At 68.0% G+C, this 22,410-nt stretch carries 24 protein-coding genes and 1 riboswitch; of the genes, 19 read left to right on the forward strand and 5 right to left on the reverse strand.

Annotated elements, in window-relative coordinates; translation table 11 throughout:
• Positions 1-7 precede the first annotated feature (7 nt).
• From dapE to AZL_RS02695, 3 genes are all read right to left on the reverse strand, one after another.
• Positions 8-1,156, reverse strand: coding sequence for a succinyl-diaminopimelate desuccinylase (gene dapE, locus AZL_RS02685; RefSeq protein WP_042442408.1), 1,149 nt, complete (start codon positions 1,154-1,156; stop codon positions 8-10).
• Positions 1,157-1,246: 90 nt separating this feature from the next.
• On the reverse strand, positions 1,247-2,089 hold the full coding sequence (gene dapD, locus AZL_RS02690) for a 2,3,4,5-tetrahydropyridine-2,6-dicarboxylate N-succinyltransferase (RefSeq protein ID WP_012973135.1): 843 nt from the start codon (positions 2,087-2,089) through the stop codon (positions 1,247-1,249).
• Positions 2,090-2,188: 99 nt separating this feature from the next.
• The gene (locus tag AZL_RS02695) at positions 2,189-2,908 is read right to left on the reverse strand and encodes a pyrimidine 5'-nucleotidase (RefSeq protein ID WP_012973136.1); all 720 of its coding nucleotides are present in this window, start codon (positions 2,906-2,908) and stop codon (positions 2,189-2,191) included.
• A 219-nt stretch (positions 2,909-3,127) separates the two neighbouring features.
• Between AZL_RS02695 and AZL_RS02700 the strand changes: the two genes are divergently transcribed.
• The 4 genes from AZL_RS02700 (at position 3,128) to AZL_RS37375 (ending at position 7,039) form a co-directional block, all read left to right on the forward strand.
• Complete coding sequence (locus AZL_RS02700) at positions 3,128-4,837, forward strand: sensor domain-containing diguanylate cyclase (RefSeq protein WP_042442409.1); 1,710 nt, start codon at positions 3,128-3,130, stop codon at positions 4,835-4,837.
• Complete coding sequence (locus AZL_RS02705) at positions 4,834-6,162, forward strand: DUF2336 domain-containing protein (protein ID WP_012973138.1); 1,329 nt, start codon at positions 4,834-4,836, stop codon at positions 6,160-6,162. Before AZL_RS02700 ends, AZL_RS02705 begins: the two co-directional genes overlap by 4 nt.
• Positions 6,163-6,193: 31 nt before the next feature.
• On the forward strand, positions 6,194-6,826 hold the full coding sequence (locus tag AZL_RS02710; protein WP_012973139.1) for a hypothetical protein: 633 nt from the start codon (positions 6,194-6,196) through the stop codon (positions 6,824-6,826).
• A gap of 78 nt (positions 6,827-6,904) precedes the next feature.
• Positions 6,905-7,039, forward strand: coding sequence for a hypothetical protein (locus AZL_RS37375; RefSeq protein ID WP_256373227.1), 135 nt, complete (start codon positions 6,905-6,907; stop codon positions 7,037-7,039).
• Between the two features lie 21 nt (positions 7,040-7,060).
• On the opposite strand, the gene AZL_RS02715 is transcribed toward AZL_RS37375, so the two are convergent.
• Positions 7,061-8,413, reverse strand: coding sequence for a pentapeptide repeat-containing protein (locus AZL_RS02715; RefSeq protein ID WP_012973140.1), 1,353 nt, complete (start codon positions 8,411-8,413; stop codon positions 7,061-7,063).
• A 346-nt stretch (positions 8,414-8,759) separates the two neighbouring features.
• Between AZL_RS02715 and ffh the strand changes: the two genes are divergently transcribed.
• From ffh to thiC, 15 genes are all read left to right on the forward strand, one after another.
• Positions 8,760-10,145, forward strand: coding sequence for a signal recognition particle protein (ffh, locus tag AZL_RS02720; RefSeq protein ID WP_012973141.1), 1,386 nt, complete (start codon positions 8,760-8,762; stop codon positions 10,143-10,145).
• 61 nt (positions 10,146-10,206) lie between these two features.
• Positions 10,207-10,563 (forward strand): 30S ribosomal protein S16, encoded by a 357-nt coding sequence (gene rpsP, locus AZL_RS02725; protein WP_012973142.1) that lies wholly within the window; start codon positions 10,207-10,209, stop codon positions 10,561-10,563.
• Between the two features lie 54 nt (positions 10,564-10,617).
• Positions 10,618-11,196: a ribosome maturation factor RimM gene (gene rimM, locus AZL_RS02730; protein ID WP_012973143.1), complete on the forward strand. Its 579-nt coding sequence runs from the start codon at positions 10,618-10,620 to the stop codon at positions 11,194-11,196.
• Positions 11,197-11,255: 59 nt separating this feature from the next.
• The gene (trmD, locus tag AZL_RS02735) at positions 11,256-12,002 is read left to right on the forward strand and encodes a tRNA (guanosine(37)-N1)-methyltransferase TrmD (protein WP_247894319.1); all 747 of its coding nucleotides are present in this window, start codon (positions 11,256-11,258) and stop codon (positions 12,000-12,002) included.
• 41 nt (positions 12,003-12,043) lie between these two features.
• Entirely contained in the window at positions 12,044-12,439 is a 396-nt protein-coding gene (gene rplS / locus AZL_RS02740) for a 50S ribosomal protein L19 (protein WP_012973145.1), read from the forward strand.
• Positions 12,440-12,540: 101 nt separating this feature from the next.
• Complete coding sequence (rpmH, locus tag AZL_RS02745) at positions 12,541-12,675, forward strand: 50S ribosomal protein L34 (protein WP_012973146.1); 135 nt, start codon at positions 12,541-12,543, stop codon at positions 12,673-12,675.
• A 65-nt stretch (positions 12,676-12,740) separates the two neighbouring features.
• Positions 12,741-13,070, forward strand: coding sequence for a ribonuclease P protein component (rnpA, locus tag AZL_RS02750; protein ID WP_247894256.1), 330 nt, complete (start codon positions 12,741-12,743; stop codon positions 13,068-13,070).
• 15 nt (positions 13,071-13,085) lie between these two features.
• Positions 13,086-13,415: a membrane protein insertion efficiency factor YidD gene (gene yidD, locus AZL_RS02755; RefSeq protein ID WP_012973148.1), complete on the forward strand. Its 330-nt coding sequence runs from the start codon at positions 13,086-13,088 to the stop codon at positions 13,413-13,415.
• Positions 13,416-13,470: 55 nt separating this feature from the next.
• A complete protein-coding gene (gene yidC / locus AZL_RS02760) occupies positions 13,471-15,204 on the forward strand; it encodes a membrane protein insertase YidC (RefSeq protein WP_012973149.1) in 1,734 nt (577 codons plus the stop codon).
• Positions 15,205-15,312: 108 nt separating this feature from the next.
• Positions 15,313-15,996 (forward strand): ribosome biogenesis GTP-binding protein YihA/YsxC, encoded by a 684-nt coding sequence (yihA, locus tag AZL_RS02765; RefSeq protein WP_012973150.1) that lies wholly within the window; start codon positions 15,313-15,315, stop codon positions 15,994-15,996.
• Positions 15,997-16,008: 12 nt separating this feature from the next.
• Positions 16,009-17,286: a cation:proton antiporter gene (locus AZL_RS02770; protein WP_012973151.1), complete on the forward strand. Its 1,278-nt coding sequence runs from the start codon at positions 16,009-16,011 to the stop codon at positions 17,284-17,286.
• 82 nt (positions 17,287-17,368) lie between these two features.
• A complete protein-coding gene (gene argB, locus AZL_RS02775) occupies positions 17,369-18,268 on the forward strand; it encodes an acetylglutamate kinase (RefSeq protein WP_012973152.1) in 900 nt (299 codons plus the stop codon).
• Between the two features lie 30 nt (positions 18,269-18,298).
• Positions 18,299-18,580 (forward strand): hypothetical protein, encoded by a 282-nt coding sequence (locus AZL_RS02780; protein WP_012973153.1) that lies wholly within the window; start codon positions 18,299-18,301, stop codon positions 18,578-18,580.
• A 56-nt stretch (positions 18,581-18,636) separates the two neighbouring features.
• Positions 18,637-19,620 (forward strand): CorA family divalent cation transporter, encoded by a 984-nt coding sequence (locus AZL_RS02785; RefSeq protein ID WP_012973154.1) that lies wholly within the window; start codon positions 18,637-18,639, stop codon positions 19,618-19,620.
• Positions 19,621-19,696: 76 nt separating this feature from the next.
• Positions 19,697-19,830, forward strand: a riboswitch (TPP riboswitch).
• A gap of 133 nt (positions 19,831-19,963) precedes the next feature.
• On the forward strand, positions 19,964-21,691 hold the full coding sequence (thiC, locus tag AZL_RS02790) for a phosphomethylpyrimidine synthase ThiC (protein ID WP_012973155.1): 1,728 nt from the start codon (positions 19,964-19,966) through the stop codon (positions 21,689-21,691).
• A gap of 70 nt (positions 21,692-21,761) precedes the next feature.
• Here thiC and greB read toward each other — a convergent pair whose 3' ends face one another.
• Positions 21,762-22,313, reverse strand: coding sequence for a transcription elongation factor GreB (greB, locus tag AZL_RS02795; RefSeq protein ID WP_012973156.1), 552 nt, complete (start codon positions 22,311-22,313; stop codon positions 21,762-21,764).
• Between the last annotated feature and the right edge of the window lie 97 nt (positions 22,314-22,410).

Here is a 22,410-nt window from a genome sequence, read left to right on the forward strand (position 1 = left end):
AGGCGTCCTACCCCGCGAGGCGTGCGAAGACGCCCGTCAGGATCGACTCGTAGATGGCGGTCAGCTGGCGCAGATCCTCCACCGAGCAATATTCGTCCACCTTGTGCATGGTCTGGCCGACCAGCCCGAATTCCACCACCGGGCAGACATTCTTGATGAAGCGGGCGTCCGACGTGCCGCCGGTGGTCGAATAGTCCGGCCGGCGCCCGGTCACGCCCTCCACAGCCTCGGCCACCAGTTCGGTCAGCGGGCCGGGCGGGGTGACGAAGCTGTCGCCGGAGCAATAGACCTCCAGCTCATAGGCGCCGCCGACGGCATCGAAGGTCCGGCGCAGCCATGCCTCGATGCCGGCCGGGGTATGGGCGTCGTTGAAGCGGATGTTGAAGGTCGCCTTGCCCTGGGCGGGGATGACGTTGGTCGCCGCGTTGTCGACGTCGATGGTGGTCAGCGCCAGGGTGGAGGGCTGGAAATGCTCGGTGCCCTCGTCCATCGGCTGTTCGGTGATGGCGGCCAGCATGCGGACCAGCCGCGGCAGCGGGTTGTCGGCCAGATGCGGATAGGCGACGTGGCCCTGGGCGCCGAACACGGTCAGGAAGCCGGTCAGGCTGCCGCGCCGGCCGATCTTGATCATGTCGCCCAGCGCCTTGGGGTTGGTCGGCTCGCCGACGACGCAGGCGTCGATGCGTTCGCCGCGCTCGGTCATCCAGTCCAGCACCTTGCGGGTGCCGTTGACCGCCACCCCCTCCTCGTCGCCGGTGATCAGCAGGCTGATCGAGCCGGCGGGCGGGCCGTCCTGAAGGCGGCGCGAAACGGCGGCGACGAAGGCGGCGATGGCGCCCTTCATGTCCACCGCGCCACGGCCGAACAGCCGCCCGCCCATCACCGCGCCGGCGAAGGGATCGACCGTCCAGCCGCGGTCGCCCGGCGGCACCACGTCGGTGTGGCCGGCGAAGCAGAAATTGGGCCCCTCCGTGCCGAGCCGGGCATAGAGATTCTCCACCGGCTCCGTCCCTTCCTGCTGGAAGCGCAGGCGGTGGCAGGTGAAGCCCATCGGTGTCAGCGCCGCCTCCAGCACGCCGAGCGCGCCGTCGTCGCGCGGCGTGACGCTGGGGCAGCGGATCAGATCCTGGGCGAGGGCGACGGGGTCGATGGTCATGGAAGGTCCGGATTCGCAAGCCATGGTCCCGCCCCGGCCTCTTGCCCAAAATGGTTTTAAGCAGGAGGCCGGAACGGGCTTAGAAGCGGATCAATCGCGCAACAGGTCGTTGATCGCGGTCTTCGAGCGGGTCTTCTCGTCGACGCGCTTGATGATGACGCAGCAGTACAGGCTGGGGCCGGGCGTGCCGTCGGGCAGCGGCTTGCCGGGCAGCGAGCCGGGGACGACGACCGAATAGGCCGGGACGCGGCCGACGAAGACCTCGCCGGTGTGGCGGTCGATGATCTTGGTCGAGGCGCCGATGAAGCAGCCCATGGAGATGACCGCTCCCTCCTCGACGATCACGCCCTCGACGATCTCGGAGCGGGCGCCGATGAAGCAGTTGTCCTCGATGATGACCGGGTCGGCCTGCAGCGGCTCCAGCACGCCGCCGATGCCGACGCCGCCCGACAGGTGGACGTTCTTGCCGATCTGGGCGCAGGAGCCGACGGTGACCCAGGTGTCGACCATGGTGCCGCTGTCGACATAGGCGCCGACATTGACGAAGCTCGGCATCAGGATGACGCCGGGGGCGACATAGGAGGACTTGCGGGCGATGGCGCCGGGCAGGGCGCGGAAACCGGCATTCTGGAACTGGCCTTCGGTCCAGCCCTCGAACTTCGGCGGCACCTTGTCGTACCAGGAGGAGCCGGCGGGGCCGCCGGGGATCATCTCGTTGGCGTTCAGGCGGAAGGACAGCAGAACCGCCTTCTTCAGCCACTGATTGACCGTCCAGCCGCCGGCGGTCTTCTCGGCGACGCGCAGGTCGCCGGCGTCCAGCGCGTCCAGCGCCGCGTTAACGGCGTCACGGACGGGGCCGGTGGTGGCGGTGGTGAGATCGGCGCGGTTTTCCCAGGCGGCGTCGATGGTGGCTTGGAGGCTGGCGTGGCTCATGGCGCGGTCGTTCTGCTGTCGATTGTCCAAGGGACGGCACCATGGAGCCGGTCCGCTCCCCTGTCAACCACACCCGGTTCGGCGACCGGCCGCAAGGCTCTAGACCCCCGCCACCGCCGCCAGCCAGGAGGGCAGATCGTCGACGGTGTGGTCGATATGGACCCCGGCGCCGACGCCGGCCTTCTCATACTCCTTCTCGCCGCGGACCCAGATCGTGGTCATGCCCAGCGCATGGGCGGGGGCGAGGTTGCGGGCGATGTCCTCCACCATGCAGGCATCCGCCGGATCGACGCCGTGGCGCTCCACCAGCGTGGCGTAGGGGCGGGGATCGGGCTTCGGCACATAGCCGCCGGCGGCGATGTCGAACACCGCCTCGAAGCGGTCGAGGATGCCGAGCCGGCCGGCGACATTCTCGGCATGGCGGACCGAGCCGTTGGTGTAGATGATCTTGCGGCCGGGCAGCGTCGCCAGCGCGTCGTCCAGCAGGGCGGAGGGCTGGATGCCGGTGACGTCGATGTCGTGGACATAATCCATGTAGGCGACGGGATCGACGTCATGTTCCGTCATCAGGCCGCGCAGCGTCGTGCCGTAGTCGCGGAAGAAGCGCTTCTGGCGGACCCGCGCCTCGTCCATGCCGATGTTGAATTGGGCGGCGATGAACTCGCTGATCCGGCGGTCGACCTGGGCGAACAGGTTGCAGGATGCCGGGTAGAGCGTATTGTCAAGGTCGAAGATCCAGACGGCGCGGTCGCGGAGCGCGGCGGGCGGCCTGAGGGCGGGAGCGGGCGCCGGTGCGGCGGAGGAGGTCGGGACGGTCATCCCCCGAGAATGGGGCCGCCGGCCGCCGGCGGCAAGGCGCTTTGCGGGGCCGGCGCCGGCCGGTGCCCTTCCCGCCGATCCTCGCCATCGGGGGTTCCCCGCCTCGTTGGTTGATTGAAGATTAACCCTTAAAAGGGTAGCATGCGCCGGAGGTTGCAATGCCTTGCAGCCCGAAGTTTTCGCCAGCCCGCCTTGTGGTTTGCCCAATCTGGGATCGCCGTGGACCTTCTCCTGACAACCGGTATCTCCGCCTCCGACGCCGGCCAGCCCGGTTCCGTGACGCTGGTCGCGCTGTATCCCGGCCCGGCTCTGCGGCTGGATCCGTCCCTTGCCGTCGCCGAGGCGAATGCCGAGGCGGAGGACATGATGGACAGCGACCCGCGCTGGCTGCCGGAGCTGCGCAACTGGCTGTCGGGGGCCAGCGTGGCGCCGGGATTGCGGTCGGTTCCGGTGGAGTCGCTGCGCGGGATCATGATCGTCGAATGGGCCGGCGTGCCGTTGCCCGACGGCGGCTTCCTGCTGCTCGGCCGCGACGACACGCTGGAACGGCAGCTGCGTCACACGCTGACCGAATCGCGGCGGCGCTACAAGGATTTGGTGGAGGTCTCGTCCGACTTCGCCTGGGAGACCGGGCCGGACGGCGGTTTCGTCTTCGTCAGCCACAAGGGTGCCCTCGGCTATCCGGCCGATGCGCTGATCGGCCGCGACCCGCGCAGCCTGGCGCTGGAGGAGGCGGAGGATCTGCCCCTGCCCTTCGATTGCCGCCGCGCGGTCGACCAGACGGAGCTCTGGCTGAAGAGCGCCGATGGGACGCCGGCCTGCGTCGTCGCCTCCGCCCTGCCGCTGTTCGGGCCGCAGGGCGACTGGATCGGCGCCCGCGGCGTCTGCCGTGACGTGACGGAGCAGGTGCTGCGCTCCAACGAGCTGGCGCGCATCCGTTACCGCGAGCGCCTGCTCGGCCACATCGTCCACACCCTGCGCGACCGGCTCGATGCCGCGGAGGCTCTGGCCGTGGCCGCGACCGAGACGGCCAGGGCGCTCAGCGCCGACGGCTGCCGCATCTACCGGGCGGAGGAGGGGGCGGTGCCGGGCGGCACCCGCGTCGTCCTCTCGCTGGTCGCGGAGTTCGGCGCCAAGCTTCCGGAGGTCGGCACCGCCCTGCTCGACCGCATCGCTACCGGCAAGGGGCTGGTGGTCGACCGGTTGGGCGATGTCCAGCTGATCGGCGAGCGGACCGAGTACCGGCAGGCGGTGAATGGCGCGCTGCTGGTCTGGCGCACCGCAGATTCGGAACCCTGGGACGATGACGACCGCCAACTGATGGCGGGCGTCGCCGACCATATCGGCATCGCCCATGCTCATCTCGCCTATCAGGAACGGCTGCGCCGCCTGTCGGAGCGTGACGGGCTGACCGGCCTGTTCAATCGCCGCACCTTCTTCGAACGGCTGGACGAATCGATCTCCCGCCCGGACAGCGGCCCTTCGGCGTTGCTTTATGTCGATCTCGACAATTTCAAGGCGGTGAACGACCTGCATGGTCACCAGCAGGGCGACGCGGTGCTGAAGGCCATCGGCACGCTGCTGTCCACCGGCGTCCGGCCCGGCGACCTGCCGGGGCGGCTGGGCGGCGACGAGTTCGTCCTGTGGCTGGGCCGCACCGACGAGGCGAAGGCCCGCATCGTCGCGGAGCGGCTGCTGACCGGCATGCGCGAGCTTGCCCACCTGTCGGCCGGTCCCGAAAAGCCGCTGGGCCTGTCGATCGGCATCGCCGTTCACAGTCCCGGCCGCGGCGAGACGGTTCGGGAGTTGACCGAGCGCGCCGATGCGGCCATGTACCACGCCAAGAAGAGCGGCAAGGGCCATTACGCCCTCGCCCCCGCCCATCAGGTCTGTTCGCCCGACAGTTCCGCCGCGGAGCCTGCCCCGTGACCCCGCCAGCCACCCCGCGTTCCGAAGCGTTCGATCCCGCCGACTATGAATCCGCCAAGCGGATGGTGCAGAGCGAGGATCCGGCGATCCGCCGGAAGGTCGCCGAGCATCCCAAGACCCGGCCGGAATTGTTGTATTTCCTCGCCGCCGATGCCGCGGCCGAGGTGCGGCGCGCCATCGCCACCAATGCCGGCACGCCGCGCCAGGCCGACCTGCTGCTGGCCAAGGATCGCGAGGTCATGGTGCGGCGGGCGGTGGCGCAGAAGATCGCCCGCCTGTTGCCCGAACTGTCGGCGGATCAGGCGATCCAGATCGAACGCCTGACGGTGGAATGCCTGGAAACGCTGGCCCGCGATCAGGCGAGCGAGGTACGCGGCATCCTGGCCGAAGCGCTGAAGGATCTGCCCAACGCCCCGCACGGCGTCATCAACCGGCTGGCCCGCGATGTGGAGCTGTCGGTCTGTGCGCCCGTCCTGCAACATTCGCCGATCCTCACCGAAGAGGATCTGACCGACATCATCATGAAGGGGCCGGTGCGGGGCGCGATGACCGCCATCGCCAGCCGGCACAATGTCTCGGCCTCCGTCGCCGACGCCATCGCGCGGTCGGACGACGAGGCGGCGGTGACGGCGCTGCTCGGCAACCCCTCGGCCCAGATCCGCGAGGAGACGCTCGACCGCATCCTCGACCATGCGCCGCAGCACGAGCCCTGGCATTCACCGCTGGTCCGCCGCCCCCGGCTGCCGGCGCGGGCGGTGGCGCGGCTGGCCAGCTTCGTCGCCGACAGCCTGCTGAAGGTTCTCCAGGACCGCGACGATCTGGAGCCGGAGGCGGCGCGCGGGCTGGTCGAGGCGGTGCGCCAGCGGGTGGGGCAGGCCGCGGCGGCGGTACCCGGTCTGCCGCTCGGCCCGGTCGATTTCGGCGAGGAGACGGCCGGCGGTGCCGCCGCCGGGCCGGAAAAGCCGGTCGAACGCCCCAGCGACAAGGCGGCCCGCCTGAACAAGGAAGGCAAGCTGACCGAGAAGCTGATCGAAGGCTCGATGGTGGAGGGCGACCGCGGCTTCGTCATGGCGGCGCTGGCGGAGCTGTCGGGGATTCCGCTGCCGGTGGTGGACCGCATCGTCGCCACCCACGCGCCGCGCGCCGTGACCGCGCTGGTGTGGCGTACCGGACTGTCGATGCGCTTCGCCCGGCAGGTCCAGCTACGGCTCGCCCAGATTCCGCCAAAAACAGCGCTTAATGCTCGCGACGGCACCCATTACCCGATGACCGACGAAGAGATGCGCTGGCAGCTCGAATTCTTCGGCGTCGAGGCGAAGGCGTGACGTTTTCCACTGCTCTCGGATTTTCTCCGGCATGCGTGTCGCCTTTCTCGCCTTCTTCGTCGTCCTGATCGCGGCATCCACCGGTTTCGCCGCCCCGCCGCGCGAAACGCCGGAGGAGCGCGAGGTCGCCGCGACCTTCGACGCCGCCCGCAGCGCGCTGGCCGAAAAGCGCGGATCGGCGGTGATCCCGCTGCTGAGCCGCAATTCGGTCAAGGCTCTGGAGTCGGTGCGCGAGGCCGCCCGTCAGCCCGGCGATGCGCCGTTGCAGCGGCTGGAGCCGGCGGAACGCTTCGCCGCCATGGGCTTGCGCCGCTATCTTGGCCCGGCGGAACTGCGCCGCATGTCGGTCGGCGACATCGCCAACTATGCGCTGGCCGCCGGCTGGCTCGGCCCCAACATCATCGCCCGCAGTGGGCTGGGGCCGGTGCGGGTGAAAGGCGACCGGGCATCCGGCCTGCTGATGGTCGACAACCGGCCGGCGCTGGTTCCCGCCGACTTCGTCCGGGAGGGCGGGGCCTGGCGCATCGACCTTGCCAGCGTCTTCACCTTCGGCAGCCAGATGCTGAAAGGTTTCGCCGCCATGTCGGGCAAGGACGAGACCGCCTATATCGCCGATCTCCTCGACCGGCTGCCGGCCAAGCCGGGTGCGATGAAGACGCGGTGAACCGCAGGGCATCATCCCTCCAATGATCCTCATCGGGGCGATTCGAGCGATTGCTTAGACTCGCGCGGCTTCCACCATGTGTTGGCGCCGACGGTCGCCTGCCGGGAGCGGATGGGCCAGCTGATCGACGCCCGCAATCTGCTGGCCCATCATGTCCGCAGCGTCTACGGCTCCGGCGACTGGATGGCGCGCCGGGGCGGGTCCGCCGCCTGACCCTTCCGCATCCGGACGGCATCAGTCGGCGAGACCGATCGCCTCCTCGATGATCGCCTGATCCAGCTTGGCGCCGGTCAACATGGCGCCGGTCAGGTCGGCACCGGTCAGGTCGGCCTCGCTGAGATCGGCACCGGTCAGGTCGGCACCGGCCAGATTGGCGCCGACGAGATTGGCCTTGCGCAGATCGGCCTTGCACAGCGACGCCTGGCCCAGCCGGGCGCGTTGCAGGTTGGCGCGCCAGATATGGCCGCTCATCGTCTGGATATGGACCGGGCCGAGCTGGGCGCCGGTCAGATTGGCGCCGGTCAGGGTGGCGCGCTCGAAATTCACGCCGCGCAGGTCGGCGTTGGAGAGATCGGCCTTGCGCAGGTCGGCCAGCGACAGGTCGGCGATCGCCATCGACGTGCCGGACAGGTTCGCCCCGCGCAACGCGATGCATTGCAGGATCGCCGCCGACAGGTTGATGCCCTCCAGCATCCGTCCGGACAGATCCAGGGCGGAAAGGTCGGCGCGCTTGCCGGTCTTGCCGCCGCTGTCGATCCAGGTCAGATGCTCCATCAGCATGTCGCGGAGATCGTCCTCCGGATTCTCCAGCGTCTTGGCGAGAACCGCCGCCTGGAGGTTGGGAGAGCGCATCTGTGCGGCGTCCAGGATGGCGCCGATCAGGGTGGCGCCGGTGAAGTTGGTGCGGTTGATGGCGCAGCCGGTCATCACCGCCCCCGACAGCCGGGCTCCCGAAAGGTTCGCCTCCGTCAGGTCGGCGTCGGTCAGGTCGCAGCCGGTCAGGTTGGAGCCGGTGAGGTTGGCCCGCATGAATTTCGTGCCGCGCAGGATGGCGTCGGTCAGGTCGGTCTGCATGACGAAGGCGTTGGCGACCTTCGCCCGCGACAGGTCGGCGCCGCGGATGGTCGCCGCCGTCAGTTCGGAGGTGAGGACGGAGTCCTCATGTTCATGCGCGTACATCGCGCCGCTGGAATCATAATGCAGCAGCGTGCCGTCGCGCAGGTCCACCTCCACCAGGGTCGCCTCGCTCAGAACCGCGCCGCGCAGGCAGGCGCCGCGCAGGTCGGCCCGCCGCAGATCGGCCTTCTCCAGATTGGCGAGCCTGAGGTCGGCGGCATAGAGATTGGCGTTGGCGAGGTTGGCGCCGGTCAGCCGGGCGCTGAACAGCTTGGCGCCGGACAGGTCGGCGTCGGACAGGTCGATGCCGGACAGATCGAGATGCGACAGGTCGCGCATCTTCAGATTGGCACGGACGCCGCCGGGCTGGCTCTTGCGGAAGGCCTGGTGCCGCAACAGGATCGCGTTGAGCTGGCTTTGGTTCAGCTTGGTTCGCGGGCTGTTGGACCCAAAGCCCTGGGCGGACGACATCGCCGGGATACCCTCTCTGTGTGGTTGCCCATACTGTAAAAGAGTCGCCAAAATTTCGTTAAGGGTCTGCGAACTGTGACAAGCTTGGGACCGATAACCACCGATCGCAAGGCGGATCTTCGGTCACGGGCGCGGGTCGGGCGGGAAAAAGCCGTTTGTGACGGTTGACTCGGCCCGTCCGCTTCTCTATGGTCCGCCGACCTGTCTCCCGCAAAGCCGATAGACCGGGTACCCCGGCCCCATGCCGGGTATCTCCGCCAGTCCGCGAATTTCGCGCACTGGCGCTTTCGTGCTTGTGCGGGTGGCGGCTCTGACGCTGGACCCGGAACTGGGGAACGAGTATCGCATGTTCGAAGGCCTGACCGGACGCCTGGGCGACATCTTCGACAAGCTGCGCCGCCGTGGCGCGCTGACCGAGGAGGACGTCTCCGCCGCACTGCGCGAGGTTCGCGTGGCGTTGCTGGAGGCCGACGTCGCCCTGCCCGTCGTCAAGCAGTTCGTCACCCAGGTGAAGGAACGCGCCGTCGGGCAGGAGGTGCTGAAGTCGGTCACCCCCGGCCAGCAGGTCATCAAGATCGTCCATGACAACCTCGTGGAGATGCTGGGCGAGGGCTCCGAGATCAACCTGAACGCCGCCGCCCCGGTGCCGGTGCTGATGGTCGGTCTCCAGGGCTCGGGCAAGACCACCAGCACCGCCAAGATCGCGCTCCGCCTGAAGACGAAGGAGCGCAAGAAGGTCCTGATGGCGTCGTTGGACGTCCGCCGTCCGGCCGCCCAGGAGCAGTTGAAGGTTCTCGGCGAGCAGACCGGCGTCGCCACGCTGCCGATCGTTCCGGGACAGGATCCGGTCGCCATCGCCAAACGCGCCATCGAGACCGGCCGTCTCGAAGGCTATGACGTCGTCATGCTCGACACCGCCGGCCGCCTCGCCATCGACGAGGAGCTGATGGCGGAGGTCGCGGCGGTCCGCGACGCGACCAAGCCGGTGGAAACCCTGCTGGTCGCCGACGCGATGACCGGCCAGGACGCCGTCACCGTCGCCACCAATTTCAACGACAAGGTCGGCATCACCGGCATCGTGCTGACCCGCATCGACGGCGACGCGCGCGGTGGCGCCGCCCTGTCGATGCGCCAGATCACCGGCAAGCCGATCAAGCTGCTGGGCGTCGGCGAGAAGATCGACGCGCTGGAGCCCTTCCACCCCGACCGCATCGCCGGCCGTATCCTCGGCATGGGCGACGTGGTGTCGCTGGTGGAGAAGGCCGTCGAGACCATCGACAAGGACGAGGCTGAAAAGCTCGCCCGCAAGATGGAGAAGGGCCAGGGCTTCGACCTCGACGACATGGCGATGCAGCTGAAGCAGCTCCGCAAGATGGGCGGCATGTCCGGCCTGATGGGGATGCTGCCGGGCATCGGCAAGATCAAGGACCAGCTGAAGGACGCCAACGTCGACGACGGGATGATCAAGCGCCAGGAGGCGATCATCTCCTCGATGACCAAGGCGGAGCGCAAGAATCCCGACATCATCAAGGCTTCGCGCCGCAAGCGCATCGCCGCCGGTTCCGGCACCTCGGTGCAGGAGGTCAACAAGCTGCTGAAGCAGTTCGAGACCATGCGCGGAATGATGAAGCAGGTGCAGAAGCTGGGGAAGAAGGGGATGCTGCGCGGCGGTCTCGGCAATCTGCTGCCCAAGGGTTTGGGCGGCTTCGGCGGGAAGGGGCCTTTCGGCTGATCCGACCGCCTCACCAGTTCATCTGACAACCGTTTGACTTGAGAAGAGAAAGTTTCGACCAATGGCTCTGAAGATTCGTCTGGCTCGCGGTGGTGCGAAGAAGCGTCCGTTCTACTCGATCGTCATCGCGGACGCCCGCAGCCCGCGTGACGGCCGCTTCATCGAGAAGATCGGCACCTACAACCCGATGCTGCCGCGCGAGCATGAGCAGCGCATCATCCTGGACGCCGAGCGCGCCAAGCATTGGCTGTCGGTCGGCGCCCAGCCGACGGAGCGTGTCGTCCTCTTCCTGGCCAATGCCGGCCTGGTCGAGAAGCCCGCCGTCCGCGAGACCCCGAAGAAGTCGGCTCCGAAGGCCAAGGCGCAGGAGCGTCTGAAGGCCGAGGCTGCCGCCGCCGCTGCCGCCGCCGAAGCCTAAGGTTGGGACAGAGGTCTGGGTTGAGGTCGTGACGACGTGCCGGGTGCTCCTTCGATGACCGTCAAAATCTGTGTCGGCCAGTTCGCGGGATCGCACGGCGTGCGGGGGCTGGTGAAGCTGCGCAGCTTCACCGCCGAACCCGCCGACATCGCGACCTATGGCCCGCTGTCGGACGAGGCCGGCGCCCGCCGCTTCACGCTGACGCTCCAGGGCATGGTCAAGGATAACTTCCTGGCCAAGGTCGATGGGGTGACGAGCCGGGAGCAGGCCCAGGCGCTGGCGGGGGTCCGGCTCCATGTCGACCGCGACGCCCTGCCGGCGACGGAGGACGAGGACGAGTTCTACCATGCCGACCTGATCGGTCTGCGGGCGGAGCTTGCCGATGGAAGCCTCTACGGCACGGTGAAGGCGATCTATGACTTCGGAGCCGGCGACGTGCTCGAAGTCCGGACCGCCGGCGGGCCGCTGGAGATGCTTCCCTTCTCCAAGGCCTGCGTGCCGGTGGTGGATGTCCGGGGCGGCCGCATCGTCGTCGATCTTCCGGCCGTGATCGAGGCCCGCGAGGGTTCCGGTGACGACTCGGAGGATGAGGGGGGCGAGGGTGGAGACCAGAGCGGGGAGGCGGGGCCGTGAATCACGGCGCCGACGGCCCGCGGGTCTGGACGGCCAAGGTTCTGACGCTGTTCCCGGAGATGTTTCCGGGGCCGCTCGGCCACTCGCTGGCCGGCAAGGCGTTGGAAAATGGAGTCTGGGCGCTGGAATCGGTGGACATTCGCTCGTTCGCGCGCGATAAACACCGCTCCGTCGACGACACCCCCTTCGGCGGAGGGGCCGGCATGGTCATGCGGCCCGATGTGCTGGACGCGGCTTTGACCGCGACGGCGGGACCTGTGGGGGCACCGGGACGCGGCCGGGCGATCTATCTGTCGCCTCGCGGACGGGTGCTGAACCAGGAACTGGTCAAGGAGCTGGCCGCCACCCCGGTGGTGACGCTGCTCTGCGGCCGGTACGAAGGGGTGGACCAGCGGGTCCTCGATGCGCACGGCCTCGAAGAGGTCAGCCTCGGGGATTTCGTGCTGTCCGGCGGGGAACTCGCCGCGCTCAGCCTGATGGATGCCGTGGTGCGTTTGCTCCCCGGCGTCATGGGCAACGTGGAGACGGCGGGCGAAGAGAGTTTCGAACGGGGGTTGCTCGAATACCCCCACTACACCCGGCCGGCGGTCTGGACCGACGGGCAGGGTGTGGAGCGCGCGGTGCCGGAGGTTCTGCTCTCCGGACACCACGGAAAGGTCAAGGCCTGGCGGCTGGCCGAGGCGGAGAGGATCACGGAGGCCCGACGGCCGGACCTGTGGTCGCTCCACCAGGCGGGCCGTCCGGCGCAAACTGTTACGAACAAGGGTCGACGGCAGGCTCGCCGGCGCGACCCGAAACCGGAGTGACGGTCCGCCGCGAGGCGCGCCGATAGAAAAGGGGTAGTGCTATGAACCTGTTGCAGCAGCTTGAGCAGGAGCAGATCGAGAAGGCCCTCGGTGGCAAGACGATCCCGGAGTTCTCCTCGGGCGATACCGTCCGCGTGAACGTGAAGGTCGTCGAAGGCACGCGCGAGCGTGTCCAGGCCTATGAGGGCGTCGTGATCGCCCGCAAGAACGCCGGCCTGAACAGCTCCTTCACCGTTCGCAAGATCAGCTATGGCGAGGGCGTGGAGCGCGTGTTCCCGCTGTACTCCCCGCGCATCGACTCGATCGAGCTGGTCCGCAAGGGCGCCGTCCGTCGCGCCAAGCTGTACTATCTGCGCGATCTGCGCGGCAAGGCCGCCCGCATCGCCGAGCGCACCACCGGCCGCGGCATGGTCAACGGCCGCCGGGCCGCCGAGTAAGGCGCCTTTCGGTTCGGTTCAGGTTCATAGATTTGACGCCCGGCCAGCCGGCCGGGCGTCTTCTTCCCGTCACCATCAGCAAAGCTTAAGGAGTAGGCGCCATGAAGCGCACGTTCCAGCCGTCCAAAATCGTGCGTAAGCGTCGTCATGGCTTCCGCGCCCGCATGGCCACCGTCGGCGGCCGCAAGGTGATCGCCCGCCGCCGCGCCCGCGGCCGCAAGGTTCTGAGCGCCTGATCCCCGCGATGGCGGCGCCGGACCATAGGGTCGGGCGCCTGATGCGGCGGCCGGAATTTCTGGCCGTGGCCGGGACACGGCGCAAGCATGTGGCTCCCGGCCTGATCCTCCAGGTGCGCCGGCACGACGACAAGCAGCGGCCCGCCGATGGTGGACCGCCGATCCGTCTCGGTTTGACGGCGAGCCGCAAGGTCGGCAACGCGGTGGTGCGCAATCGTGCCCGCCGCCGTTTGCGTGAGGCCGCGCGGCAGATTCTGAGCGTTCATGCGGCGCCTGGCCATGATTTCGTGCTGGTCGCCCGCGGCGACACGGCCGAGCGGCCGTGGACCGACCTGCTCGGCGACCTGACCGCCGGGCTGAAGCGTCTCGGCCTGTGGCGCGAGGCGGAAGGGTAGGGGGCCCGCGACATCATGTTTCGCATCGCCGGCCTCAGCCCGCTCGCGCATCTGCTCCGCGCCCTCGTCTATCTCTATCGCTGGACCTTGTCGCCCTTCGTAGGCTGGCAGTGCCGTTTCCAGCCGACCTGCTCCCGCTACGCCATCGAATCGCTGGAAAAGCACGGAGCCATCCGGGGGGGATGGCTGACGCTGCGCCGGCTCGGGCGTTGCCATCCCTGGGGCGGGTCAGGCTGGGATCCCGTGCCCGATCCCGCCGCGCCACCGGCGCGCATGATGCCGCATCGCTGCGGTTCGCGGGAAAAAGGGCATGCGGCGGTTGCCCAGCCCGGCGAAAACCCGTAACAAGGCCGCGCACACGCCGCCCTTCTTTCAAAGGCCCCACGGCAACCGGGACGCCATGACCGACCAACGCAACCTCATCATCGCGATTGCCCTGTCGATCGCCATCCTTCTGGGCTTCCAGTATTTTTACGAGAAGCCGCGGGTGGAGCAGCAGAAGCAACTCGCCGCCCAGCAGGCCGCCCAGACGGAGCAGTCGGTGCCGGTGCCGGCCCCCGGCGTGCCCGCCCAGCTGCCCTCCGGCATGAGCACGGCCGAGGTCGCGAAGGAGCGTCCCGTGCTGCTCGCCGAGCAGATGGCGGCCGGCACCCGGGTGAAGATCGACACGCCCGCCCTGCACGGCTCGGTCAACCTCGTCGGCGGCCGCATCGACGACCTGACGCTGGCCCAGTATCACGAGACCCCGGACCCCAAGAGCCCGGAGATCGTGCTGCTGGCCCCGGCCGGCACGCCCGCCGCCTATTACGCCGAGTTCGGCTGGGTGCCGCAGGGTGCCGGCGTCGCCACCCCGACCGCGACCACCCGCTGGACCGCCGATGGCGCCGCCCTGACCCCGGAAAAGCCGCTGACCCTGAGCTGGGACAATGGCCAGGGGCTGGTGTTCGAGCGCAAGATCGCCGTCGATCCCGACTTCATGTTCACGGTGACCCAGACCGTGCGCAACACCGGCGCCGCCCCGGTCACCCTGCTGCCCTACAGCCTGGTGTCGCGCAGCGGCACGCCGCACACGTCGGGCTACTACATCCTGCATGAAGGCCCGCTCGGCGTCTTCAACGGCTCGCTGACCGAAGAGAAGTACGACGACGTCCGCAAGGCCGGCTCGATCGCCAAGGACACCACCGGTGGCTGGATCGGCATCACCGACAAATATTGGCTGGTGTCGCTGGTGCCCGACCCGAGCGAGAAGGTCACCGCGCGCTTCCTCTACAACCAGGTCGCCAACGCCGACCGCTACCAGACCGACACCATGGGTGCCCCGGTCACGGTGGCGCCGGGCGCCTCGGCCGAGAACACCGGCCGCCTGTTCGCCGGCGCCAAGCAGGTGAAGCTGCTGGACGGCTACTCCGAGAAGCTGAACATCAAGAATTTCGACCTCGCGATCGATTTCGGCTGGTTCTACTTCCTGACCAAGCCCTTCTTCTACGCGCTGGATTTCCTGGGCCGCATCATCGGCAATTTCGGCATCGCCATCCTGGTGCTGACCGTCTGCGTCAAGGCCGTCTTCTTCCCGCTCGCCAACAAGTCCTATCAGGCGATGAGCAAGATGAAGGCCCTGCAACCCAAGATGCAGGAACTGCGCGAGAAGTTCAGCGATGATCAGGCGCGCATGAACCAGGAGCTGATGGCGCTTTACAAGCGCGAGAAGGTCTCCCCGGTGTCCGGCTGCCTGCCGATCGTGATCCAGATCCCGGTGTTCTTCTCGCTCTACAAGGTTCTGTTCGTGACCATCGAGATGCGGCATGCGCCCTTCTTCGGCTGGATCCACGACCTGTCCTCGCCCGATCCGACGACCATCTTCAACCTGTTCGGCCTGATCCCCTGGGATCCGCCCGCCATGCTGCATCTCGGCCTGTGGCCGCTGATCATGGGCGTGACGATGTGGTTCCAGCAGAAGATGAACCCGGCACCGCCCGATCCGGTCCAGGCGAAGGTGTTCCAGTTCCTGCCCATCGTCTTCACCTTCATGCTCGCCGGCTTCCCGGCCGGTCTGGTGATCTACTGGGCCTGGAACAACACCCTGTCGGTCCTCCAGCAATGGACCATCATGAAGCGCATGGGCGTGAAGGCCTGACCGGCCTCCCTCCTCTGCCCAGTTTGTGAGATCTGCCGCCGGCAAAGGCCCTTGACGGGACTTTGCCGGCGGTATGTTTTTCAGCCCATCCCAACGAGAGCGCCCGCCATGACCACCTCCGACACGCCGACCCCCAGCAGCCCCAGCATCGTTTCCGGCTTCGACGAGGCCGCGCTGGAGGCCGGCAGGCTGCTGTTCGCCAAGGAGTGCGACTTCGTCTGGGGCGCCAACGCGCTGAACCAGCTGCCGGAGGCCGACCTGCCGGAGGTCGCCTTCGCCGGCCGGTCTAATGTCGGCAAATCGAGCCTCGTCAACGCGCTGACCGGGCGCAAGACCCTGGCCCGCACCTCCAACACGCCGGGCCGCACGCAGCAGCTCAACTTCTTCAACCTCGGCGACCGGCTGAAGCTGGTGGACATGCCCGGCTATGGCTACGCCAAGGAATCGAAGGAGAAGGTGGAGGCGTGGAACGACATGGTCCGCCGCTTCCTACGCGGGCGAGTAACCCTGCGCCGGGCGCTGGTTCTGATTGATTCCCGCCATGGACTTAAACCCAATGATCATGAGATCATGGAGATGCTCGACCGCACGGCGGTGCCTTATGTCGTTGTGCTTACCAAGGCGGACAAGGTGAAGGAGGCCGATTTGGACAAGGTGCGGCGCGCCACCGAACTCGGGTTGAAGAAGCATCCAGCTGCCTTCCCCGACATTCATGTGACCAGCTCCGAAAAGGGCCTTGGCATCGCGGAGCTTCGCGCCAGTCTCGCGTCGCTCGCCCTCGTCGCGGAATAGGGCGAAGCGGCGATGGGCGGCCTTTCTCCCGCGCTGCTGTTTCTGATCCAGTCTCTGCTGCTGATCGCCGGGCCGTTCTTCCTGTGGCGGCTCGGCGGCGGGCGCCACATCGCGCCGATGGTGGTGATCCAGATCCTGTTCGGGGTGGCGCTCGGCCCGTCGCTGCTCGGCCGGCTGGTGCCGGACCTGTGGGGGGTGCTGTTCGCGCCGGCGGCCCTGGCGCCACTGTCCGGGCTGGCGCTGATGGCCGTGCTGTTCTTCGCCTTCCTGACCGGCCTGCATCTCGATCCCGCCGAGTTCCGCGGTCGTGGCGGGGCGTTCGCCACCGTGGCGCTGTCCAGCATGCTGGTGCCGACCCTGTTGGGGGTGGGTCTGGGCTGGTGGCTGGCCGGGGCTTTTCCCGCCATGACCGGTCCGCGTGCCACCCCCGGCCTGTTCGCCGCCGGTTTCGGCATCTGCGTCGGCGTTACCGCCTTGCCGGTGCTGGGCGCCATCCTGCGCGAGATGGATTTGCTGGGCGAGCGGGTGGGGCGGCTGGCGCTCGGCTGTGCCGCAGTGAATGATGCGCTGTTGTGGTTGCTGATCGCCGCCGTTCTCGCCTGGTCGACCGCGGACGGCGGTGATCGCTGGACGGTCGCCTGGGTGGGGGTGTTCGGCTTTGTCTATGTCGGGGTGATGGTCCTGGCGGTGCGCCCGTTGCTCGACCGATTGCTGGAGCGGGTGGTGCCGGACGGGCGGATGGGTGATACCGCGGTGGTGGTGACCTGTGCCGCGCTGCTGGCGTCGGCCGCGGTGACCGAACTGATCGGGCTGCATTACATCCTGGGTGCCTTCGTCGCCGGCAGTGCCATGCCGCGCCGCCATGCCGCCGCGATCCTCGACCGGCTGGAACATTTCTCCACCCTGATCCTGCTGCCCTTCTTCTTCACGCTGACCGGTTTGAAGGTGACCTTGACGCTGGACGATCCGGCGCAATGGACGGTCTTGGCGCTTGCCAGCCTCGCCACCCTGGCCGGCAAGATGGCGGGCACCGCGCTGCCCGCCCGCCTGACCGGGGAAAGCTGGCGGGATGCGCTCAGGCTCGGCACGCTGATGCCCTGCAAGGGGCTGATGGAGGTGATCGTGCTGACCGTGCTGCTGGAGGCGGGGGTGCTGTCCGCGTCCTGCTTCTCGGCGATGGTTCTGATGGCGGTGGCGGTCACCGCCCTGACCCAGCCGATGACCCGGCTGGCCGGCTGGCGCCGTCCGGTCGCCGCCGCTGTCTCCGGCGCCCGGTCGCGGGGTGTGTGACCGTTAAATTCACCCCTAGGCAACCGCCCGGCCTTTCCGTTAAAGAAGCCCGACAGTCCAACCCGACAAAGGGCATCCTCCCGTGCAGACTCCCTCCCGTGACGAGTGGCTCGCCAAGGCCCGCACCCTGTCCGAAGCGCTGCCCTACATGCGCCGTTATGCCGGGAGCACCTTCGTCATCAAGTATGGCGGGCATGCCATGGGCGATGCCAGCCTGGCGGAGCTGTTCGCGCGCGATATCGTCCTGCTGAAGCAGGTCGGCATCAACCCGGTGGTCGTCCATGGCGGCGGCCCGCAGATCGGCCAGATGCTGGAGCGGCTGAAGATCAAGTCCAGCTTCATCGACGGCCTGCGCGTCACCGACAAGGAGACGGTCGAGGTGGTCGAGATGGTGCTGGCCGGCTCCATCAACAAGCAGATCGTCGCCGCCATCAACAGCGCCGGCGGCCGCGCCGTCGGCCTGTCGGGCAAGGACAGCAACCTGATCACCGCCCGCCGGCTGGAGCGCGTGCAGCGCGACCCTGACAGCAACATCGAGAAGGTGCTGGATCTCGGCTTCGTCGGCGAACCCTACAAGGTCAATCCGCAGATCCTGCATGCGATGGCCCAGTCGGACATCATCCCGGTGATCGCGCCGGTCGGCTTCGACGTGAAGGGCGACACCTACAACATCAACGCCGATACGGCGGCCGGTGCGGTCGCGGCGGCGGTGAAGGCAGCGCGCTTCTTCCTGCTGACCGACGTCGCCGGCGTGCTCGACAAGGAAAAGAAGCTGATCGAGAGGATGTCGCTGGAGGATGCCCAGAGGGCCATCGCCGACGGCACCGCGTCCGGCGGCATGATCCCGAAGATCGAGACCTGCATCGGCGCGGTGGAGCAGGGCGTCGAGGCCGCGGTCATCCTCGATGGCCGCGTGCCGCATGCGCTGCTGCTGGAGATCTTCACCGAGGGCGGCGCCGGCACGCTGATCGGCAAGGCCTGATCCGTCGACGGGGACTGCTGGGGGGACCAGATGACCGACCTGCGCAAGGAGCTGCTCCGCCAGATGCAGGCCATCCGCGAGCGGATGGACCCGAAGCTGGTGGAGCGCGCCAAGCTGGCGGCGTTGGGCAAGGTCCCCTATGACAGCGACGCGGCGAAGGAGGCGGTCGGCCATTTCCTCGACGCCAAGCGGGATGGCGGCGCTTTCCGCCGCAAGCTTGAGCAGGCGCTGAAGGCCGAGGGGGCGACGCTGGATCTCGACGGGGAGAAGGCCGCGCCCGAGAAGCCGAAGCGCGGTGGCCGGCTGACGTAAATTGCCCCTCTCCCGGGGCGGGAGAGGGGCGGGTTACCTACGCAAGGAGCACCGCCTTGCTGCATGTCTTCGTCAATGACGGCGGCCTGTTGCGTTGGGCGAGGGGGGCCGCGGAGGACGCGGCGCCGCTGCCCGACAGCACGGTCTGGCTCGACCTGATCAACCCGACGCCCGACGAGCTGTCGCGGGTGGAGGCGCTGATCGGCACCGGCCTGCCGACCCGCGAGCAGATGGCGGAGATCGAGGAATCGAGCCGGCTGCGCATCGCCGGCGGGGTGCTGACCATGACCGTCACCGCGCTTGTCTGGGCCGACACCGACGAACCGCGCATCGCCACCGTCAGCTTCGTTCTGGCCGGGCGGCGGTTGGTGACCATCCACGACATCGATCCCCAGCCCTTGCTGGCCTTCCGCCGCCGCGCCATCCACGGCCGGGTGGCGGCCTCCCGCGGCGAGCTGGTGCTGGCGGCGCTGGTGGATGGGATGATCGACCGCACCTCCGTCGTGCTGCGGCGGACCGGGGTGGAGCTGGACGCGCTGAACCGGCGCTTCTTCCGCGGGCGCAAGCTGCGGTCGCGCGGCGAGACGCTGGATGACGCCCAGACGTTGAAACGCATCGGTCATGCCGGGCATCTGATCGGCAAGGCGCGGGTCAGTCTGGCCAGCCTGACCCGCATGACCGATTTCCTGGCGCGCGGCGATGGCTGGCATTCCGGCAAGGCGGCGCGGCGCTGGGCCAAGACCACGTTGCAGGATCTGCGGGGGTTGGACCAGTATGCCCGTTTCCTGTCCGGCAAGGTCGCCCTGGCGCTGGACACGGCACTCGGCCAGATCAATGTCGAGCAGAACGAGATCGTCAAGATCGTCTCGGTCCTCACCGTCCTGCTCTATCCGCCGATCCTGGTGACCAGCATCGGCGGCATGAATTTCACCGACATGCCGGGGCATGAATCGCCCTTCGGCTATCCCGGCGCCCTGGGGCTGGTGCTGCTGTCGGCGCTGCTGCCGGTGATCTATGTGCGGCTGAAGCGCTGGATGTAGCGTATTTCCACAATGTGGCCGGCGGATCGTCCGCCGCGCTTTCCTTTTGACACGACCGTCCGCCGGCGGCAGGATGGGCGCATTCCAGGGGGGTCCCGACAGGGGGCTGAGATACCAACGGCCAAACGGCGCGAAGCGCCATCGGCAGCGTGGTGACCCTTTGAACCTGATCCGGGTCATACCGGCGAAGGGAGGGACCTCGTGACGGGCCGATTTCCGCCCCGTCCGGCCGAGCAAACCCCGCCAGTCCGGGGACCCATGACAGGGAATCGGCCCGCACGATGATACCGCACCTCCGTCCGCAGTCCCGGGTTTGTCCGCCCAACTCCGACGGAGAAACCCAATGCCCAAGGACTTCAACGAGAACGCCATCCGCATCTCGACCGGCCCGCTGCCGTCGTCGCGGAAAATCCATGTGCCGGGCACGCGCTTTCCCGACCTGCGCGTCGCCCTGCGTGAGATCGCGCTGTCGGGCGGCGAGCCGCCGCTGACCGTTTATGACGCGTCAGGCCCCTACACCGACGAGACGGTCGCCATCGACGTGCGCGCCGGTCTGGCCAAGCATCGCCGCGACTGGATCCTGGCGCGCGGCGATGTCGAGACCACCGACGGCGGCGTGCTGCGCGCCAAGGGTGGCGGGGCGGTGACCCAGATGGCCTATGCCCGCGCCGGCATCGTCACCGCCGAGATGGAATATATCGCCGTCCGCGAGAATCTCGGCCGCGCCGCCGCCTTGGAAGCGGCCCGCGACGGCGAGGATTTCGGCGCCGAGATCCCCGACTTCATCACCCCGGAATTCGTTCGCGACGAGGTGGCGCGCGGGCGGGCGATCATCCCGTCCAACATCAACCATCCCGAGTCGGAGCCGATGATCATCGGCCGCAATTTCCTGACCAAGATCAACGCCAACATCGGCAACTCCGCCGTGACCTCCTCGATCGAGGAGGAGGTGGAGAAGATGGTGTGGTCGATCCGCTGGGGTGCGGACACCGTGATGGACCTGTCCACCGGCGCCGACATCCACCAGACCCGCGAATGGATCCTGCGCAACTCCCCGGTTCCGATCGGCACGGTGCCGATCTATCAGGCGCTGGAGAAGGTGAAGGGCAAGGCCGAGGACCTGACCTGGGAGCTGTTCCGCGACACGCTGATCGAACAGGCGGAGCAGGGCGTCGATTACTTCACCATCCATGCCGGGCTGCGGCTGGCCCATATCCCGCTGACCGCCAAGCGGGTGACCGGCATCGTCTCGCGCGGCGGCTCGATCATCGCCAAATGGTGCCTGGCGCATCACCGCGAGAATTTCCTCTACGACCATTTCGCCGACATCGTCGAAATCTGCCGCGCCTATGACGTGGCGCTGTCGATGGGCGACGGCCTGCGGCCGGGCAGCCAGGCCGACGCCAACGACGCCGCCCAGTTCGCCGAGCTGGAAACCCTGGGCGAGCTGACCAGGATCGCCTGGGCGCGCGACGTCCAGGTGATGATCGAGGGGCCGGGCCATGTGCCGATGCACAAGATCAAGCACAATGTCGAGAAGCAGCTGGCGCTGTGCGGCGAGGCGCCCTTCTACACGCTGGGGCCGTTGGTGACCGACATCGCGCCGGGTTACGACCACATCACCAGCGCCATCGGCGCGGCGATGATCGGCTGGTTCGGTACGGCGATGCTCTGCTACGTCACGCCGAAGGAGCATCTGGGTCTGCCCGACCGCGACGACGTCAAGGCCGGCGTCATCGCCTACAAGATCGCCGCCCATGCCGCCGACCTCGCCAAGGGCCATCCGGCGGCCCGGCTGCGTGACGACGCCATGTCGCGCGCCCGCTTCTCCTTCCGCTGGCGCGACCAGTTCGCCCTGTCGCTCGATCCCGACACGGCGATGGCCTACCATGACGAGACCCTGCCGGCGGAGGGCGCCAAGACCGCGCATTTCTGTTCGATGTGCGGGCCGAAATTCTGTTCGATGAAGATCACGCAGGAGATCCGCGACGCCGCGGAGTCCGGCATGGCCGAGATGTCGCAGAAATTCCGCGAATCGGGCGGGGAGATCTACCAGCCGGCGGCGGAGTGAGGTCCTGGCGTTGCTGCCCCTCCCTCTCGAAGAGGGGGAGGGATGGGGAGGGGGCATCAACGCCCCCAACTCACCCCGCGTACCGGATCTCCAGCACCTCGACCTGTTCCATCCCCGCCGGTGTGCGCACGTCGACCATGTCGCCCTCCCGCGCCTTCAGCAATGCGCGGGCGATGGGGGAGATCCAGCTGACATGGCCGCGGTCGGGATCGACCTCGTCGGCGCCGACGATGGTGACGGTGTTCTCGGATCCGTCCTCGCGGGCATAGGTGACGGTGGCGCCGAAGAAGACCTGTTCGCGGTTCTTCTGGTCCTGCGGATTGACCACCACCGCCGATTCCAGCCGCTTGTTCAGGAAACGGATGCGGCGGTCGATCTCGCGCAGGCGTTTCTTGCCGTAGAGATAGTCGCCATTCTCAGAGCGGTCGCCATTGCCGGCGGCCCAGGACACCACCTCCACCACCTTCGGCCGCTCCACCCGCAGCAGATGGCGCAGTTCCTCCTGCATGCGCTGGAAGCCCGGCGGGGTCATGTAGTTCTTGAAGCCTTGGGGCAGCGGTGCCGGATCGTCGAGATCGTCGTCGTCCGGCGTGTCGTTCTCGCGGGTGAAGGCCTTGCTCATGGTCCGACCTGTCCTGTGGCGGGATGATGACGTCCGGGAAAAGGAAAAGGCGCCTTTTCGGCGCCTTTTCCCGTTTCACAGCGTCCGGTGGGCCGTT

Source organism: Azospirillum sp. B510, assembly GCF_000010725.1.
Lineage (GTDB): Bacteria > Pseudomonadota > Alphaproteobacteria > Azospirillales > Azospirillaceae > Azospirillum > Azospirillum lipoferum_B.

Coding starts and splice junctions, on each gene's coding strand:
- yihA (WP_012973150.1), top strand. CDS start 15,313: ATGACCACCTCCGACACGCCGACCCCCAGCAGCCCCAGCATCGTTTCC.
- yidC (WP_012973149.1), top strand. CDS start 13,471: ATGACCGACCAACGCAACCTCATCATCGCGATTGCCCTGTCGATCGCC.
- rpmH (WP_012973146.1), top strand. CDS start 12,541: ATGAAGCGCACGTTCCAGCCGTCCAAAATCGTGCGTAAGCGTCGTCAT.
- rplS (WP_012973145.1), top strand. CDS start 12,044: ATGAACCTGTTGCAGCAGCTTGAGCAGGAGCAGATCGAGAAGGCCCTC.
- AZL_RS02715 (WP_012973140.1), bottom strand. CDS start 8,413: ATGTCGTCCGCCCAGGGCTTTGGGTCCAACAGCCCGCGAACCAAGCTG.
- trmD (WP_247894319.1), top strand. CDS start 11,256: ATGTTTCCGGGGCCGCTCGGCCACTCGCTGGCCGGCAAGGCGTTGGAA.
- yidD (WP_012973148.1), top strand. CDS start 13,086: ATGTTTCGCATCGCCGGCCTCAGCCCGCTCGCGCATCTGCTCCGCGCC.
- AZL_RS02695 (WP_012973136.1), bottom strand. CDS start 2,908: ATGACCGTCCCGACCTCCTCCGCCGCACCGGCGCCCGCTCCCGCCCTC.
- AZL_RS02780 (WP_012973153.1), top strand. CDS start 18,299: ATGACCGACCTGCGCAAGGAGCTGCTCCGCCAGATGCAGGCCATCCGC.
- AZL_RS02770 (WP_012973151.1), top strand. CDS start 16,009: ATGGGCGGCCTTTCTCCCGCGCTGCTGTTTCTGATCCAGTCTCTGCTG.
- dapD (WP_012973135.1), bottom strand. CDS start 2,089: ATGAGCCACGCCAGCCTCCAAGCCACCATCGACGCCGCCTGGGAAAAC.
- dapE (WP_042442408.1), bottom strand. CDS start 1,156: ATGACCATCGACCCCGTCGCCCTCGCCCAGGATCTGATCCGCTGCCCC.
- AZL_RS02710 (WP_012973139.1), top strand. CDS start 6,194: ATGCGTGTCGCCTTTCTCGCCTTCTTCGTCGTCCTGATCGCGGCATCC.
- greB (WP_012973156.1), bottom strand. CDS start 22,313: ATGAGCAAGGCCTTCACCCGCGAGAACGACACGCCGGACGACGACGAT.
- thiC (WP_012973155.1), top strand. CDS start 19,964: ATGCCCAAGGACTTCAACGAGAACGCCATCCGCATCTCGACCGGCCCG.
- rpsP (WP_012973142.1), top strand. CDS start 10,207: ATGGCTCTGAAGATTCGTCTGGCTCGCGGTGGTGCGAAGAAGCGTCCG.
- rimM (WP_012973143.1), top strand. CDS start 10,618: ATGACCGTCAAAATCTGTGTCGGCCAGTTCGCGGGATCGCACGGCGTG.
- ffh (WP_012973141.1), top strand. CDS start 8,760: ATGTTCGAAGGCCTGACCGGACGCCTGGGCGACATCTTCGACAAGCTG.